The following is a 16,663-nucleotide window of genomic DNA, read 5'->3' as shown; positions in this document are numbered from 1 at the left end:
CGGCTCGCTGCACCGGCCTTGGCATCGACATTACCGCCCCGGCGGCAAATGCGAAGGGGGGCTCACGGCTCTGTGTCCGCGGACGAGAGGATGTGAGCACATTGTAAATTTTCCGCGCGCAGACCTTCCAGTCATTGGAATTTCCGAAAATCCCCTTATCTCTGCCGGAACCGGTCGCCGCAGCGCGTGCGATTGAAACGCAACAGGAAACAATCAGGACAAGGCCGACAGATGAGCGACACCCCCTATACCCCGCCGAAAGTCTGGAAATGGGAACAGGCGAACGGCGGCGAGTTTGCCTCCATCAACCGCCCCATCGCCGGTGCCACCCACGACAAGGAGCTGCCCGCGGGCAAGCATCCCTTCCAGCTCTACTCCCTGGCGACGCCGAACGGGGTGAAGATCACCGTGATGTTCGAGGAGCTGCTGGCGGCGGGCCACGCGGGTGCCGAATATGACGCCTGGCTGATCAGGATCGGCGACGGCGACCAGTTCGGCTCCGGCTTTGTCGAGGTGAACCCGAACTCCAAGATCCCGGCGCTCCTGGACCGCAGCGGCGCGGAGCCGGTGCGGGTGTTCGAGAGCGGTTCGATCCTGCTGCATCTGGCGGAGAAGTTCGGCGCCTTCCTGCCCAAGGAGGGCGCGGCCCGCACCGAGACCCTGAACTGGCTGTTCTGGCAGATGGGCAGCGCGCCCTACCTGGGCGGCGGCTTCGGTCATTTCTATGCCTATGCGCCGGAGAAATTCCAGTACCCGATCGACCGTTTCACGATGGAAACCAAGCGCCAGCTGGATGTGCTGGACCGGCAGCTGGCGGAGCATGAGTTCGTCGCAGGCAGCGAATACACCATTGCCGACATCGCCATCTGGCCCTGGTACGGCCAGCTGGTTCTGGGCCGCAACTATGGCGATGCCGCCGAATTCCTGGATGCCGGCAGCTACAAAAACGTGGTCCGCTGGGCCAAGGCCATCGACGCCCGCCCGGCGGTGCAGCGCGGCCGCATGGTGAACCGTACCTCCGGCGATCCGGCCATGCAGCTGCATGAACGCCACGATGCCAGCGATTTCGACACCCGCACTCAGGACAAGCTGGAAGCGGCGGAGTAACCGAGCCCCCGTCTTTGGCCGGATCAGGGGCTGCGCCAGCAGCCGCGCAACGCGCGATTCCCCCTTGAGGCGGTCAAAGGCGGATACACCCTCGATATGGCGCTTCAAGGGCAAAACTGCTCTTGAACGCTTCTCAGAAAAAGAGCACCCGCGCTGTGCGCAGCACAGCGCCGCTCCCAACTGTGACGCACATCCAAAAGATGTGCAGGAACAGGCGGGAGCGCTCCCGCCCGGTCAGACCAGCCGCGGCGGCTTTTCCGGGTCGCTGCCGGGCTTCACCGGCTTCATTTCCTGCGGCGCCTTCGGCTGCGGCAGGTCAAAGCGCAGGCCGACCCGGGCCAGGCTGGCGGCCACCGGGTCCTCGGCCGCGAAGAAGCCGACATCCATCGCCCCGGCCTCGATGCCTGAGAAGGTGAGCGCCTCGCCGGCGGCCTTGGCCAAGGAGGCCTGCGCGGCCTCCTTGGCGCCGACAAAGCCCAGCAAATGCCCCTGCCCGCCGGAGGCATAGCGCACACCGGCCAGATAGGCCGCCGCCGCCAGACCGCCGGCGGTGGCGAGCTTGGCGTCCAGCGCGGTCAGCAGCGCTTCCGGCAGGCCCTTGGGGGCGGTGAATTCGGTGACGCCTGCCTCCACCTCCTGCGGCGCGTGGCCCAAGGTCTGATGCAGCCAGCTGATGGCTTCCGCCGGGATCAGGAAGGCGGACGGCGCCACCTCCAGGTTCAGCCCCAGCCCGATCCCCTGCCCGGCCAGCATCTGCGCAACGATCCGGCCCGACAGCGCCGCGTAAGGCACAGGCCTGCCGGCAAATTGCGCCAGCCGCTCCTCGCGGTCGAACACCAGCACAAAGGCGCCCTCCGGCGTCTCGAACAGCTCCGGCGAAATCTGCTCCCCCGCGGCCTCTTCCGACAGCATCAGGAAAAGCTCGGCATCCGCCAGCCGCTCATAGAACCGGAGCCGGGCGGCATCATCCTGCGGCGTGGCCTCCATCGCGGCATGGGCCAGATCCAGCGGGGTTTGCTCTGTCATTGCATCAGCTCCTTCACCCGGGCTTGCAGAACCGGCAGCAGCTCCGCCTCGAACCAGGGGTTTTTCTTCAGCCATCCGGTATTACGCCACGACGGGTGCGGCAAGGGGAAGACCTGCGGCGCATGATCCCGCCAGCCGCGGACAACATCTGTCACCGGCCCTTTCAGCCCCAGGTGATAGCGCTGCGCATGGGCACCGACCAGCACCTTGAGCTGCACATCCGGCAGATGCGCCATCACCTGGTGGTGCCAGGTTTTTCCGCAGACGGCGGGCGGCGGCAGGTCGGCTTTCTTGTCGTTGTATCCCGGAAAGCAGAACCCCATCGGCACCACCGCAACGCGGTTCTTGTCATAGAATTCCGCCTCTGCCAGGCCCAGCCAGGCCCGCAGCCTGTCGCCGGAGGGGTCGGTGAAAGGCCTGCCGCTGCCGTGCACCCGCAGCCCCGGCGCCTGTCCTGCAATCAGGATGCGGGCGGAGGGGCGGAACCACACCACCGGGCGGGGCTCATGCGCGGTGGCGGTGGCGGCAAATCGCTCTGCGCAGATCCGGCAGTTGCGAATCTGCTCCTTCAGCCGCCGGCTGCTTTCAATTGTTTCGGAACTGGAAACAGCCACCTGGCACCCCGCGAACCTCTTCTGCCTGCATTTTCCGGACCCTGCGGCCCGGATCCGCGGCAAATCGGTTAAGATTTGGTTGATGATTTATGTCACAATTCGACATAATAAGGCCAAATTCACCGCGTAGGCCATTAACACCCTTTTGATAAGAAAGGGCCATAGGCGCCCTGCAAGCGCCTTGGCAGTGAGGCAGACGAGAGAGCCCGCCAGCGGGCCGCACGGGCAGTACCGGGACAAGCGATGCTTGAGTTTGAAAACGTCAGCAAGTCCTTTTGGACTGGAACCCAGCGCAAGGTGATCCTTGACCGCGTGTCGTTCCGTATCGAGCCCGGCAAATCGCTGGGCGTGCTGGCCCCGAACGGCACCGGCAAGACCACTCTGATCAACATGATGGCAGGCCTCGAAAAACCCGACGAGGGCGAGATCCGCCGCAACTGCAAGGTGTCCTTTCCGCTCGGGTTCATGGGCGGTGTCATCAGCCGCCTGTCGGCGATGGAGAACTGCCGCTACATTGCCAAGCTCTACGGGCTCGACCCGGATTATGTCGAGGCCTACTGCCGCTGGCTCTGCGGGCTCAAGGAATATTTCGACCAGCCGGTGGGCACCTATTCCTCCGGCATGCGGGCACGGTTCAGCTTTGCGCTGATGCTGGCGCTGGATTTCGACATTTACCTGATCGACGAGGGCATGCCCTCCACCACCGATGTGGAATTCAACCGCAAGGCCGGCGAGATCCTGCAGGAACGGCTGCTGACCACCACCATTATCATCGTCTCGCACCAGGCCAAGACGCTTGAAAAATTTGCCCGTTCAGCTGCCGTCCTTCTGCAGGGGCAGCTGCACATGTTTGACACTTTGGAAGAAGCGAAACAGCTCTATGACTACGAAACCGAGAGCTAAGAAGTTCCGCATCCGCCGCAGCAGCCCTGCGGACGGCAGCGAGGCCAAGCCGCAGGCGCCGGAACAGCCTGCCGCAGCCGCCGCCAGGCCCGCGGCGGCCGCCGCTGCGCCAGCAGCTGCCGGTGCGCCCGGCGCGCCGCTCTCAGGCATGGTCAGCTCAGCCCGCGAAACCAGAATGGAAACCGATATCGACGCGATCCGCCAGGAAGGGCTGACCGGCCGCCAGCTGCGCCTGGCGCGGCGGATGGCGCAGAAGCACAACCTGCCCGCAACCTCTGACTTTGAGGCGGTGCGGATGCTGCGGGAGCGCGGCCTCGACCCTTTCAAGCGCGCCAACATGCTGGAACTGGTGGTGCCGCAGAACAAGGCGCAGCCTGCAGGCGCCCCGCCCGCGCCCGGCAAGGTCCAGCTGCCGCAGACGGTCCCCGCGGCCAAGACCACCCTGCCCTCGACAGAGCTGAGCCCGGCCGAGCGGCGCGCCCGCGAAATCCAGGACATCCAGCGCGACATCGCCCGCCGCCGCCGCCGCAAGCTGACGCTGCTGGCGGCACGGCTTGCCTTCTTCGTGATGCTGCCGACCCTGGCGGCGGGCTATTACTTCTACGCGGTGGCCACGCCGATGTATTCCTCCAAATCGGAATTCCTGGTGCTGAAGGCCGACAGCGCCGGCGGCGGCGTCGGCGGCCTGCTGTCCGGCACCCAGTTTGCCACCAGCCAGGACTCGATTGCGGTGCAAAGCTACCTGATGTCCAAGGAGGCAATGCTGCGGCTGGACCGCGAGGTCGGGTTCAAGGCGCATTTCACCCAGGAGTGGCTGGACCCGATCCAGCGGCTGGAGAGCGACCCGACCAACGAGGAGGCCTATGCCACCTACAACCGCAATGTGAAAATCGGTTATGACCCGACCGAGGGCGTGGTGCGGATGGAGGTCTCTGCCGCGGATCCCCAAGTCGCGGCGGAGTTTTCGCGCAAGCTGATTTCCTATGCGCAGGAGAAAGTGAACAACCTGTCGCAGCAGAAACGCGCCGACCAGATGTCCGAAGCCGAAACCGCGCTTTCCGACGCCGAGGCCCAGCGCCGCGCCGCGCAGGAACGGCTGGTGGTGCTGCAGCAGCAGGGGGCCGTCCTCGACCCAGAGGGCGTTGTCGCCTCGCTGCGCACCCAGATCAGCACCTTTGAAATCCAGCTGGAGGAAAAGCGGCTGGAACTGGCAGCGCTTCTGGACAATGCCCGCCCCAACCGGGCCAAGGTGTCCGGCGCCGAGGCTGATATCAAACGGCTGGAGGCGGTGATTGCCAGCCTCAACAACCGGATGACCGATGCCTCGGCCGGCGAAAATTCGCTTGCCAACCTGCGCATCCAGATCCAGATGGCGCAGGCCGATCTCGCGACCCGCGACCTGATGCTGCAATCGGCCTTGCAGCAAGTGGAAACCACCCGCCTGGAGGCCAACCGCCAGGTCCGCTACCTGACCACCGCGGTGGAGCCGGTTCCGAGCGACGAACCCTCCTATCCGCGCAAGTTCGAGAATACCGTTTTGGCATTCCTGATCTTTTCCGGTATCTACCTGATGTGTTCGCTCACCGCGTCCATCCTGCGGGAGCAGGTGTCATCGTAAAGCCATCGGGTACCCATGAAAAACATCGATATCGCCGGCCTCACCGTCGGCAATGATCGTCCGCTGACCATCATTGCCGGCCCCTGCCAGCTGGAAACCGCAGACCACGCCCGGATGATTGCCGGGCAGCTCAAGGAAGCCTGCGACAAGGCAGGCGCCCAGTTCGTGTTCAAGGCCTCCTACGACAAGGCCAACCGCACCTCGCTGTCGGGCAAGCGCGGCCTCGGCATCGACGAGGGGCTGAAGGTGCTGGACATGATCCGCCGCGAGTTCGGCGTGCCGGTGCTGACCGATGTCCACACCGAGGAACAATGCGCGGTGGCGGCCGAGGCCGTCGATATCCTGCAGATCCCGGCCTTCCTGTGCCGCCAGACCGACATGCTGCTGGCGGCGGGCCGCACCGGCAAGGCGGTGAACATCAAGAAGGGCCAGTTCCTGGCGCCCTGGGACATGGCCAATGTGGTTGCCAAGGTGGAAAGCACCGGCAACCAGAACATCCTGCTGACAGAGCGCGGCACCTCCTTCGGCTACAACACCCTGGTCGCCGACATGCGCTCGCTGCCGCAGATGGCGCAGGGCGGCTATCCGGTGGTGATGGACGCGACCCATTCGGTGCAGCAGCCCGGCGGCAAGGGCGGCTCCACCGGCGGCCAGCGCGAGTTCGCGCCGCTGATGGCGCGCGCAGCGGTCTCGCTCGGCATCGCATCGGTCTTCATCGAGACTCATCAGGACCCGGACAACGCGCCGTCCGACGGGCCGAACATGATCTATCTCGACCAGATGCCGCAGCTGATCGACAGCCTGATGCGCTTTGATGCGCTGGCCAAGGCCGACCCCATTCGTATTTGACCTTCAAAAGAGATTTCAGACATGACCAAACCGCAGCCTGAGGTGACCCCGAACACCTGGAGCTTTCTGCGCGACGCGATGATCAAGCCCACCGGCTTTCGCGAATATGACGCGCGCTGGAAGTACCCGGAGGAGATCAACCTCCCCGGCATGACCGCCCTGGGCCTTGGCCTCGGCACCCAGATGCGCAAGCGCGGCATCGAGCCGGTGATCGCCGTCGGCAACGACTACCGCGACTATTCGCTGGCCATCAAGAACGCGCTGATCCTGGGCCTTATGCAAGCCGGTATCCAAGTAAAGGACATCGGCCCGGCACTGTCGCCGATGGCCTATTTCGCCCAGTTCCACCTGGATGTGCCCGCGGTCGCCATGGTCACCGCCTCGCACAACCCCAACGGCTGGACCGGCGTTAAGATGGGCTTTGACCGCCCGCTGACCCACGGCCCGGACGAGATGGCGGAGCTGCGCGACATCGTGCTGAACGGCGAAGGCCAGCCTGCCCCCGGCGGCTCCTACGAGTTCGTCGAGGGCGTCAAGGAAGCCTATCTCGACGATCTCGTCGGCGACTTCAAAATGTCCCGCCCGCTGAAGGTGGTCTGTGCCACCGGCAACGGCACGGCCTCGGCCTTTGCGCCGGAGCTGTTCAAGCGCATGGGCGTCGAGGTGGTCGAGAGCCACAACCGGCTCGACTACACCTTCCCGCATTACAACCCGAACCCGGAAGCGATGGAGATGCTGCACGACATGTCAGCCTCCGTGAAGGCCTCCGGCGCCGATCTGGCGCTTGGCTTTGACGGCGACGGCGACCGCTGCGGCGTGGTCGATGACGAGGGTGAGGAGATCTTTGCCGACAAGGTGGGCGTGATCATGGCCCGCGACCTCAGCAAGCTCTATCCGAATTCGACCTTTGTGGCGGATGTGAAATCCACCGGGTTGTTTGCCAGCGATCCCGAGCTGCAGAAGAACGGCGTCACCGCCGATTACTGGAAGACCGGCCACAGCCACATGAAGCGTCGGGTCAAGGAAATCGGGGCGCTGGCCGGGTTCGAGAAGTCCGGCCACTACTTCCTGGCCGAGCCGGTGGGCCGCGGTTACGACTGCGGCATGCGGGTCGCGGTTGAGGTCTGCAAGATGCTGGACCGCAACCCGGACCAGTCGATGTCAGACCTGCGCAAGGCGCTGCCCAAGACCTGGTCCACCCCGACCATGTCGCCCTATTGCGCCGACACCGAGAAATACGCCGTGCTGGAGCGGCTGGTGCAGAAGCTGGTGGCCAAGCATGAGGCGGGCGAGCAATTCGCAGGCCGGGCGATCAAGGAAGTTGTAACCGTGAACGGCGCCCGGGTGATCCTGGACAACGGCTCCTGGGGGCTGGTGCGGGCGTCATCGAACACCCCGAACCTGGTGGTGGTTTGCGAAAGCTCCGGCAGCGAGGCGGAGATGCGGGCGATCTTTGCGGATATCGACGCGGTGATCCGCACCGAGCCGCTGGTCGGTGACTACGACCAGACCATCTGATCCGCCGATCAAGAAGGATTTCGCCTGCTTCGCAGGCGATCCGCGCCCGCCTTTGGCGGGCGCTTTTTCTTTGGCTGAGAAGCGATCTAAGTACAAGTCTGCCCTTAGATGCGCGTTCCCCAGTGTAAGACGCCTGCAGCCGCGTCAAAGACACGCCGGGCGTTGCCCGGAGGCCTGCGGCCTTCCTTGACCCGGCCTCCGGCTGTGGGGGGCGTCAGTCGCCGCCCAGGAGCTTCAGCAGCTGGTCGCGGGCCTCCTGCTCGATGCGCTGCTTCAGCACATCGTTGATGTCCTGTTCCGGCGCGATCTCCGTTTCCAGGTTCAGCTCCTCGGCCAGCTTCTGGCGCACCCGGTCCTTGGCCTCCTGCTCGACATCGTCGATCCGGGTCTGCAGCGCCTGGCCGAAGTCCGGGCGGATGTCCGGGTCCTCCCAAGGGCCGGTGATCCGCACCGGGATGGTCAGCACCTGATCCCGGCCCGCCCGCACGATCTGCGGCGTGAACAGGTAATCAAGGTCGCGCGCCCCCAGCCCGATCCTGCCCTTGCCATCAGCCCGGAAGCCCTTGAGCAGCACCAGCAGGTCCTCGTTGCCCAGGTTGCCGCCCTCGATCGTGTAGCTGGCGGTCAGCTGGTCGAACACGGTGCTGCCGCCGTTGCCGCCCGAGCGCATCAGCTGCTCCAGGTCGAAGCCGGTGAAGAACCCCTTGCCCGCCTCCAGCCAGCCCTTGCCGCTGAGCGAGCGCATGATGGCCGCGACCGAATTGCCGGAGCCGAGGAACTCCAGCGCGCCCAGCGCCTCGCCGTTCAGCCGGTCATATCCCGCGGTTTCGCCCAGCGCACGCTCCAGCCGGATGCCGGTGAAGGTCAGATTGCCGCCCACCGACAGCCCGCTGCGGTTGTTGGCGACCACCTGCCCCTGCACCTGGCCGCCGAACATCGCCGCAGGCAGGAAATTCAGCACCGCGCGGCTGCGCTCCACCGTCAGGTTCAGCTTGCTGGCGCCAAGGGTCAGGCCGCCGGTGCGAAGGCTGTCAAACGCCAGGTCCACCGCCGCGTCCGCCAGCCCCAGCGCCGAGGCGTCGATCACCCCCTCCGGCCAGCCGCGGCGTGCCGGTCCGCCGCTGCCGGCACCACCGTGCCCGGCAGCATAGCGGGAGAAATCCAGCGCCCCGCCCTGCAGCTGCGCGGTGATGCTGGGACGGTCATTGAATTCCACATCCGCCGCGCCGGTCAGCCGGTTGGCGCCCAGCTCCAGCGCCAGGTCCCGCATCGACAGGCGCCCGTCGGCGGTATAGGTCACATCGGCGCCGAACACCGCCTTCTGCGCCAGCGCATCGGGCAGGAACACCCCGAGCGCCACACCGGTCTGCAAGGCGTCTTCGGCGCCGAAGGTCAGCCGCCCGCTGGCCTCGCCGTTGATATCGGCGTGGCCGTCAAACCGGCCCTTGCCGCCCGGTGCCGTAACGGTGGCCCCGACCGAGGACACCTCACCGGCCAGGAAACCCGCAAAGGTGCCGATCTCGGCGTCCACATCCACCGGCTCCCCCGCCGGGCGCAGCGTGGCCTTGGCGCTCGCGGTGCCGGCCGGGTCCGGCCACAGCAGGCTGAGGTCGATGTTCTTCATCACCACCGGCTCCTGCCCGTGCGCCGCATAACGCAGCGAGGCGCCGGTCAGCTCCACCGCCTCGATCCGGAGCGGCAAGGCACCGCCGCCGCCGCCCGGGGCGCCGCCCGGCGCCGCGCCGGTGCCGCCCATGACCCAGTTGCCGGTGCCCTCCGCGTTGGTGGCGAGGTTCAGATGCGGCAGGATGGCAGAGACTTCAGTGACCCGCACATCGCCCTGCAGCAGCTCTGCCGCGGAGACCCCGATGGTCAGCCGTTCGGCCCGCAGCATCGGCTCCGGCCCGGCCCAGTCCGCATTGGAGATCGTCACCGCATCGGCCTTCACCCCCAGCGTCGGCCAGAAGGTGAAGCGCACCTTGCCGCCGAAGTCCAGCTTGCGCCCGGTCTGGGTTTCCAGCTGATCGGCGGCCAGCCGCGCGATCTTCTCGCCCGGCAGCAAGAGCACCAGCGCCGCCAGCACGACCACCGTCAGCACCAGCGCCGTCACGACCCGGATTATCAGCTTCATCATCCCGCTCCTCTTGCCTTGTCCCCCTGTTCCCCGAGGGTCTTTTTCCCAGCTTACCGCCTGAGCGCGGGGGCGCAATGCATAGAGGGGTCAATGGATGGTGTTGTCATTTGTGGACAGCCCCTGTTTTGCAAGAGTTTTCTTAAGGATTGAGATCTTATTGCTAGCGGTCATTTGTCCGGCCTGTTTGCGCGGCGCATTTGTCCGCTGGCCTTGATGAAGTCCGCTGACCGGATCCCTATCACGTTAACGGGCTATGGCGCCCTGACAACACCACGGGGTGTTCCGGTTGCGGCTGCATTGATCATCATCACGCCGATTGCTCTTGCATCCTTGTTTGCGACAACTTGCTTGCCGCACGAAGTTTATGCAGTGCGGTAAGTTTCTCCTTTTGCCAGAATGGCCCAAGCGATCCTGGCGGTCTTGTTGGCCAATGCAACGCTGACCAACCGTGGTGGTTTGCTCTCCAGCAGGTGACGCACCCATTCTCCAGTTCGTGTTTGTGCTTGGATCGCTCGTCTGAGAACAGCCGTTGCGCCAATGACAAGAAGCTTGCGCAAATAAGCGTCCCCCATCTTCGTTATGCGTCCCAATCTTTCCTTGCCGCCCGATGAGTTTTGTCGTGGCACCAGACCAAGCCAGGCCGCGAACTGGCGGGCGGATCGGAAGAGGGCCGGATCACCAACAGTCGCTGCCAAGGCCGTTGCGGTGAGCACTCCGACCCCCGGTATTGTAGCCAACCTCTGGCTGGCCTCGCTCTGCCGGTGCCAGGTCCGTATCTCTCGATCGAGCCGAGAAATCTCATCTTCCAGGCCATCCATCTGACGGATCAGGCTTTGCAGCGCAGATTGGGCGACCTCGGGGACGCTGCAACTGTCATCCTGCAGATGGATGAGGAGTTCGCGTATCTTGTGCGGCCCGCGCGCGGCGACGATGCCAAACTCTGCCAGATGGGCACGAAGCGCATTGATCAGCATCGTGCGTTGTCGCACCAGAAGATCCCGCGCACGATGCAGCATCAGAACCGCCTGTTGATCGGTACTCTTGATCGCGACGAAATGCATATTCGGTCGATTGACGGCTTCACATATCGCCTCGGCATCCGCCATGTCGTTTTTCTGACGCTTCACATAAGGTTTGACGTAAGCTGGCGGGACCAGACGCACATCGTGGCCCAGAGCTGAAATCTCACGTCCCCAGTGATGCCCGGTCGCGCAGGCCTCCATGCCAATCAGGCAGGGACTGAGTTCAGTGAGAACATCAATCAAGGCGCGACGCCGGACTTTCTTTCTGAGAAGGACGTTCCCATCTGCATCGACTCCGTGAAGTTGAAAGACAGACTTGGCAATATCGATCCCCAATGTTGTAATCTGCATGTGGATGGCTCCCTTTTCTGTTGGGTTCAACAACTCCAACATGGCACATTGCGATGCCGCTGCGTGGGGCTGTCCACACCATCACGTCTTCGAGAGGTCCGCGCCCGCCCCGGGGGGGCGCCCTTCTGGCGTAACGGGGCGGGGAGAACCGGGCCGCAGCGGCCCGGGACGTTCATGTTTTCACCGCAGCCGGAACCGCTGCCGCAGGCCCAGGCCGAGGAAGAAAAGGAGCGGCAGGCTGGCGACGGTCTGGAAGCCAGATAGGGTTTTCAGTACCGCAGGCAGCTTCATCATGAACTCCGCACCGAAATAGACCCGCCCGAACCCGAACAGCGGAAACAGGTTGGAGAAGCTGAGCGCCATCGCCGACCCCATCGGGCGTTCGATCACTTCATGCGGCGCTGGCACGCAGCAGCCGGAGAAATAGCCCCAGAAGGCGGCAAAGCCCAAGGCCCAGACGCCCAGCAGCCACAGCGTGGGCCGCAGGATGGAATGGCCGTATTCGGAGAACAGTCCGAACAGCAGATAGGGCAGCCGCTGCCAGATGGAGCCGATCTTGCCGGCAAAATGCATCTCCCGGCGGAAGTAGAAGTGCTCGTCTTCGGGGAGGCCTTGTTTGGCGAGGATGTGGCGGATGATGGCGCAGCTTTCGCGTGCTGTTTCAAGGTCTTGCGCAGGAGAAGCCGGCCAGTACAAACTGCTACCGAGCGCTTCCCCCCATCTGCAGGAACCGACTTCGCAGTGAATCTGGTTTTATCATGCAAAATGGTACCAGAAAAATTCGGGAAGGCATCATGAAATTTCGCGCCACGAAACGACGTTGGTTTTGAGAAGTGGCACTCGGAAAAATTCGAGAGGCATGGTATTCCCCCAAGCCTGCCAAACACCGCGCCTGCAAAGTAAACAAATCCTTTAAAAGTCGTCAGGCTAAACTGAGCATTCTGAAAAAACTTTGCGGATTGGAACAAGGCCGATTTCCTGAAGCTCGCCTCTTCAAAGTTAGCTTCGCCCGTAAAAAGTGCTTCTCGAAAATCGACATCCACACTCCATTTGGCAGACTGAAAATATGCTAATTTCTTGAATTCAGCTTTCCCGAATTCAGTCCATTGTGAGAAACTCACAGAGGGGAAGAATGCCTTCCCTTCGAACTTCACGGAATAGAAATACGCATCACGTAGAAACATTGCGCCTGAATAGTTCGCCCCATGACAAAATATTGATTCTCCAAAATCAGCAGAACCACAAAATAGCATGCCAGAAAACTGCACTTGCTTAGAAAACTCAATTTCCTTACAGCTAATAAGCCTCCTTGGATCAGGCAGCTCAGGCGGGTGGTCAACATTGGGGTTGCGCCGCAAATACTCCGCAAGGTACCGAGCAGTTATTTCGTCAGAAATCTTTTCCCATGCTTCCAGCTCACCCCATGTTAATCGTGAACTATTTACCACTTCACCCTTTTCTTCCGAACTAAGAGACTGACTCGCCCAAGCGTTCCACGCGCGCCGATTTTTCTCATGCAACTCAAGGTCAACTCTTTTCCCCTCCCGCTCCCCATAAAGTGTCATCAGCACATACCAGGGGTTCTCGTTGGCGGGGGTCAGCTTGCGCTGCAGTTCGTTCGTGGCCTCCGGTGTTTCAATCTCGCCACGCATCAATCGCTCTCGTCATTCAAATTCGCTTCGCTGCAGGCTACGGGCTTTGGCGCTCCGGCTTCAACACCTAACGGAGGGCAGCGCCTGACCTTGGGTGGGCGCGATAGCGCCTTCCCAGGGGGAAGGTCAGGCGCTGCCCGGCCTGCGGCCGGGCAAAGGGTAAATGCAGCCCCCCGGTGCACAGGGGGTGTACAGGCGGTGCACGGCTTGCACCCCCCGTTTTCCTTGCCTCCTGCCGCATTCCTGATATATGCGCGCGCATGACCAGTACCCCGTCCAGCAACCCGCCCAGCCTCCGCCCCGACCTTGCTCCGGAACCGCAGTTCCGCGAGGCGCCCCGTGACGGCCAGCCGACCCTCGGCATGGTCTCGCTCGGCTGCCCCAAGGCGCTGGTCGACAGCGAGCGGATCCTAACCCGGCTGCGCGCCGAGGGCTACGGCATCTCGCCCGACTACGCCGGTGCCGACGCGGTCATCGTCAACACCTGCGGCTTCCTCGACAGCGCCAAGGCGGAGAGCCTCGAGGCGATCGGCGAAGCGCTGAAGGAAAACGGCAAGGTGATCGTCACCGGCTGCCTGGGCGCCGAGCCGGACTACATCCGCGAGCATCACCCGCGCATCCACGCCGTCACCGGCCCGCACCAGTATGAACAGGTGCTGGACGCGGTGCATTCCGCGGTACCGCCCTCCCCGAATCCTTACGTGGACCTGCTGCCCGCAGCCGGTGTGAAACTCACCCCGCGGCACTTCAGCTATCTGAAGATCTCCGAGGGCTGCAATCACAAGTGCAAGTTCTGCATCATCCCGGACATGCGCGGCAAGCTGGCGTCGCGCCCGGTGCACGCGGTGCTGCGCGAGGCGGAGAAGCTGGTGGATGCCGGGGTGCGCGAACTGCTGGTGATTTCGCAGGACACCTCCGCCTACGGGCTCGACCGCAAGTATTCCGCCCACCCCTGGAAAGGCGAGGAGGTGCGCAGCCATATTCAAGACCTCTCAAGGGAACTCGGGCGGCTTGGCCGTCCGCAGGACCTGTGGGTGCGGCTGCACTATGTCTACCCCTACCCGCATGTGCGCGAGCTGATCCCGCTGATGGCGGACCCGGACAATGCGCTCTTGCCCTATCTGGACATCCCCTTCCAGCACGCCCATCCGGATGTGCTGCGCCGCATGGCCCGCCCCGCAGCGGCGGCCAAGACGCTGGACGAGATCAACGCCTGGCGCGCGACCTGCCCGGACATCACCCTGCGCTCCACCTTCATCGTCGGCTTCCCGGGAGAGACCGAGGCGGAGTTCCAGCACCTGCTCGACTGGATGGACGAGGCGCAACTGGACCGGGTCGGCTGCTTCAAATACGAAAACGTCGACGGCGCGCGGTCGAACGACCTGCCGGACCATGTGCCGGAAGAGGTGAAGCAGGAGCGCTGGGAGCGCTTCATGGAGAAGGCGCAGGCGATCTCTGAGGCCAAGCTGGCGGCCAAGGTCGGCCAGACCCTGCAGGTCATCGTGGACGACATCGACGAGGACGGCATCGCCACCTGCCGCACCAAGGCCGACGCGCCGGAGATCGACGGCAATCTGTTCATTGATGAGGGAACAGAGGGGCTGCAAACCGGTAATCTGGTGACGGTCGAGGTGGACGAGGCCGGGGAGTATGATCTATGGGGGCGCCTGCCGCAGTAGGCGGCTGCCCTGACACTCACAAACTGCTCCAAAGGCGGCCCCGAACCCGGGCCGCCTTTTGCTTATCAGCTGCACCGCTACGAAAAACCCGTTCCCGAATCTCCACTTTTAGTTATGTTTATTTCCTGACAGGAAATTCAAAAACACAACTAAAAGACCTCAACAGTGGAGACAACCGTGACCAAACCTGCATTTACCAAACTGCCTGACCGCTCTGTCGATCCGGTTCTGGATGACCTTGAGGGCTGGACCAAAGCCGAGGGCAGCCCCTCGATGAAAACCTGGATCGAATACACCTCCGAGGACGGCGGCATCATCAGCGGCTGGTGGGAAGCCACGCCGGGCACCTATCACGCCACCTATGACGCCTGGGAATTCGTTCACATGATCGAAGGCCGGATCGTCATCACGGCTGAGGGCGAAGACCCGAACGAAGTCGGCCCGGGCGATGCCTTTGTTGTCGAAAAAGGCTTCGCTGGCACCTGGGAGATCAAGGAAAAAGTGCTGAAGCACTTCGTGATCAAGCTAAAGTAATCTTGCGGGGCGGCTGTAAAGAGCCGCCCCGCCCAAAGAATGCAACCAGCCAGGGAGAGCGCCCAGCCATGACAGACACACCGGAAATCGCCCAGAAAGCCCCCTTCCCGGTCGAGGTGACCGCGGGAAAGACCTATTTCTGGTGCGCCTGCGGCAGGTCCAAGCGGCAGCCGTTCTGCGATGGCTCGCACAAGGACACGGCGTTCGAGCCGGTGAAATACAAGGCGGAGAAGGACGGCAAGCTGTTCTTCTGCGGCTGCAAGCACTCGGGCAAGAAGCCGCTCTGCGACGGGACGCATTCCAAGCTGTAACAGGCTAAGCCGCAGGCGCCGCGCGGCGGCGGGTCAGCCCATCAGCCGCTTGAACACATCCGCGCTGGGGCAGAACTCCGGCACTGCGGGCATCTCGCCGCCCCGGCGGGCGGACAGCCACAGCGCGCAGGACTTGCCGCAGCCCGCGCCGCGGCAGCTTGTCACCATCCGGGCATAGTCCAGGCCGCTGAGCCGGCCCCCCTTCACCGCCTGGTCCAGATCGACGCCCGCGGCCTCTGCCACGGCGCGCAGCAGCCACAGGTGGCGGAAGATATTGCCGAGGCCTTCGGCCTCCGCCGCCATGTCCTTCATCGGGCCTGCTCCTTGAGGCGCAGCAGGTCTTCGGAATTCAGGCAGCCGGGCATCGGGGCGCTGGCGTCCTCATGCTCTGCCAAGAAGGCAGCGCATTGGCCCGGTGCGCTGCAGCCGCGGCAGCGGGTGACCATATCGGCCCAATCCTGATTGCTGATCCGGCCCGCGGCCAGGGCGCCGGACAGGTCGGCGCCGATGGCCTGTCCCATGCGGGACATCAGCCGCAAATGGCGCAGCGGCTCACCCAATGGCTTCATGTTTCGATCTCCTGGGATGGGGCGGAGCGGTCAGGCCTGCTGCTCGTTCAAATAGCCGAGCAGATCGCGGTTGCGGCAGAAATCGGGGGCATCGGCACCCGGGCGCATGCCATCAGCCAGCCATTTGCGGCAGGCGCCGACACCGCCGCAGCGGGTGCAGCGCAGCACCGCCTCGGCGATCTCGTCAAAGCGCAGATGGCCGCTGACTGCCTCTTCCTCCAGGTCCAGGCCAACGGCGCAGGCCATCCGGTCGAACAGTTCGGCGTGGATTTTCAGATCAGCTTCGGCGGTCATCGCGCATACCCCGTAATGATGCATTGCCGGGGCAGCTTAGCGATTGGCGGCGGGAGCGGATTTGACTCAGGTCAACCGGAGAGAATTTTCACGCGGGCTTACCGCCCCGGTGGTCCAGATAGGCGCGCACCGCATCCTGCACCCGGCGGAAACGGTCGCCGCCCAGCTTCTTGCCGCCGTACCAGCGGGTGACGATGATGACGTGGTCTGTGATCCCCTCGCGCTCCAGCATCCGCAGGATCACCATGCCCGCGCCGCTTTCGCCGTCATCGGCCTTGAGCCCGCCGGTTGGCAGCACCGCCGCCCAGGTGTTGTGGGTAGCCTTGGCGTAGGCGCGCTCAGACTTCAGCTCCGCCAGCACCGCATCGACGTCCTCGCGCGAAGTCACACGCGCGCCGCTCACCGCGTATTTCGAGCCGCGGTCGGTCAACACTACGCCGAGCTTTTCCAGCCCGGGGGCAGAGGTGTCCCTGGCTGCCACG

The 16,663-nt window shown here is 63.8% G+C and carries 17 protein-coding genes and 1 pseudogene; 8 read left to right on the top strand and 10 right to left on the bottom strand.

Features of this window, described 5'->3' with window-relative positions:
* Positions 1-231 precede the first annotated feature (231 nt).
* Positions 232-1,107, top strand: a complete 876-nt coding sequence (yghU, locus tag GKC28_RS08630) for a glutathione-dependent disulfide-bond oxidoreductase (protein WP_174146502.1) — start codon at positions 232-234, stop codon at positions 1,105-1,107.
* A gap of 234 nt (positions 1,108-1,341) precedes the next feature.
* On the opposite strand, the gene GKC28_RS08625 is transcribed toward yghU, so the two are convergent.
* Together GKC28_RS08625 and GKC28_RS08620 are read right to left on the bottom strand one after the other, a co-directional pair.
* Complete coding sequence (locus GKC28_RS08625) at positions 1,342-2,133, bottom strand: SseB family protein (RefSeq protein ID WP_174146501.1); 792 nt, start codon at positions 2,131-2,133, stop codon at positions 1,342-1,344.
* Positions 2,130-2,723: a uracil-DNA glycosylase family protein gene (locus GKC28_RS08620; RefSeq protein WP_174146617.1), complete on the bottom strand. Its 594-nt coding sequence runs from the start codon at positions 2,721-2,723 to the stop codon at positions 2,130-2,132. The genes GKC28_RS08625 and GKC28_RS08620 overlap by 4 nt, the downstream gene beginning before the upstream one ends.
* Before the next feature lie 267 nt (positions 2,724-2,990).
* On the opposite strand from GKC28_RS08620, the gene GKC28_RS08615 reads away from it, so the two are divergent.
* Genes GKC28_RS08615 through GKC28_RS08600 form a run of 4 tightly spaced genes read left to right on the top strand, consistent with a single transcriptional unit; the run spans position 2,991 to position 7,635 of the window.
* Positions 2,991-3,650 (top strand): ABC transporter ATP-binding protein, encoded by a 660-nt coding sequence (locus GKC28_RS08615; protein ID WP_174146500.1) that lies wholly within the window; start codon positions 2,991-2,993, stop codon positions 3,648-3,650.
* Entirely contained in the window at positions 3,628-5,268 is a 1,641-nt protein-coding gene (locus GKC28_RS08610; RefSeq protein ID WP_174146499.1) for a capsule biosynthesis protein, read from the top strand. The genes GKC28_RS08615 and GKC28_RS08610 overlap by 23 nt, the downstream gene beginning before the upstream one ends.
* Before the next feature lie 15 nt (positions 5,269-5,283).
* Positions 5,284-6,117, top strand: a complete 834-nt coding sequence (gene kdsA, locus GKC28_RS08605; RefSeq protein WP_174146498.1) for a 3-deoxy-8-phosphooctulonate synthase — start codon at positions 5,284-5,286, stop codon at positions 6,115-6,117.
* A gap of 21 nt (positions 6,118-6,138) precedes the next feature.
* Positions 6,139-7,635 (top strand): phosphomannomutase/phosphoglucomutase, encoded by a 1,497-nt coding sequence (locus GKC28_RS08600; protein WP_174146497.1) that lies wholly within the window; start codon positions 6,139-6,141, stop codon positions 7,633-7,635.
* A gap of 214 nt (positions 7,636-7,849) precedes the next feature.
* Here GKC28_RS08600 and GKC28_RS08595 read toward each other — a convergent pair whose 3' ends face one another.
* The 4 genes and pseudogenes from GKC28_RS08595 to GKC28_RS26815 form a co-directional block, all read right to left on the bottom strand.
* Entirely contained in the window at positions 7,850-9,766 is a 1,917-nt protein-coding gene (locus GKC28_RS08595; RefSeq protein WP_174146496.1) for an AsmA family protein, read from the bottom strand.
* Positions 9,767-10,131: 365 nt separating this feature from the next.
* Positions 10,132-11,142: an IS110 family transposase gene (locus GKC28_RS08590; RefSeq protein WP_174146495.1), complete on the bottom strand. Its 1,011-nt coding sequence runs from the start codon at positions 11,140-11,142 to the stop codon at positions 10,132-10,134.
* A 180-nt stretch (positions 11,143-11,322) separates the two neighbouring features.
* Positions 11,323-11,838 (bottom strand): hypothetical protein, encoded by a 516-nt coding sequence (locus GKC28_RS08585; RefSeq protein WP_254604189.1) that lies wholly within the window; start codon positions 11,836-11,838, stop codon positions 11,323-11,325.
* Positions 11,839-12,140: 302 nt separating this feature from the next.
* Positions 12,141-12,326: pseudogene (locus tag GKC28_RS26815) on the bottom strand (hypothetical protein); the annotation flags it as partial.
* A 728-nt stretch (positions 12,327-13,054) separates the two neighbouring features.
* Here GKC28_RS26815 and rimO point away from each other — a divergent pair.
* The 3 genes from rimO (at position 13,055) to GKC28_RS08570 (ending at position 15,318) form a co-directional block, all read left to right on the top strand.
* On the top strand, positions 13,055-14,473 hold the full coding sequence (gene rimO / locus GKC28_RS08580) for a 30S ribosomal protein S12 methylthiotransferase RimO (protein WP_174146493.1): 1,419 nt from the start codon (positions 13,055-13,057) through the stop codon (positions 14,471-14,473).
* A 177-nt stretch (positions 14,474-14,650) separates the two neighbouring features.
* Entirely contained in the window at positions 14,651-15,007 is a 357-nt protein-coding gene (locus GKC28_RS08575) for a cupin domain-containing protein (protein ID WP_368041106.1), read from the top strand.
* Positions 15,008-15,075: 68 nt separating this feature from the next.
* Positions 15,076-15,318: a CDGSH iron-sulfur domain-containing protein gene (locus tag GKC28_RS08570; protein ID WP_174146492.1), complete on the top strand. Its 243-nt coding sequence runs from the start codon at positions 15,076-15,078 to the stop codon at positions 15,316-15,318.
* Positions 15,319-15,351: 33 nt separating this feature from the next.
* On the opposite strand, the gene GKC28_RS08565 is transcribed toward GKC28_RS08570, so the two are convergent.
* The 4 genes from GKC28_RS08565 to GKC28_RS08550 form a co-directional block, all read right to left on the bottom strand.
* Complete coding sequence (locus GKC28_RS08565) at positions 15,352-15,630, bottom strand: DUF6455 family protein (RefSeq protein ID WP_174146491.1); 279 nt, start codon at positions 15,628-15,630, stop codon at positions 15,352-15,354.
* Positions 15,627-15,887, bottom strand: a complete 261-nt coding sequence (locus GKC28_RS08560; RefSeq protein WP_174146490.1) for a DUF6455 family protein — start codon at positions 15,885-15,887, stop codon at positions 15,627-15,629. Before GKC28_RS08560 ends, GKC28_RS08565 begins: the two co-directional genes overlap by 4 nt.
* A gap of 30 nt (positions 15,888-15,917) precedes the next feature.
* Positions 15,918-16,181, bottom strand: a complete 264-nt coding sequence (locus tag GKC28_RS08555; RefSeq protein ID WP_174146489.1) for a DUF6455 family protein — start codon at positions 16,179-16,181, stop codon at positions 15,918-15,920.
* Between the two features lie 88 nt (positions 16,182-16,269).
* Positions 16,270-16,662 (bottom strand): YigZ family protein, encoded by a 393-nt coding sequence (locus tag GKC28_RS08550; protein WP_174146488.1) that lies wholly within the window; start codon positions 16,660-16,662, stop codon positions 16,270-16,272.
* Between the last annotated feature and the right edge of the window lies 1 nt (position 16,663).

It is taken from the genome of Leisingera sp. ANG59 (genome assembly GCF_013317235.1).
GTDB lineage: Bacteria > Pseudomonadota > Alphaproteobacteria > Rhodobacterales > Rhodobacteraceae > Leisingera.
Note: the sequence above shows the minus strand (reverse complement) of the source record. Positions and strands in the feature narration are given on the sequence as shown.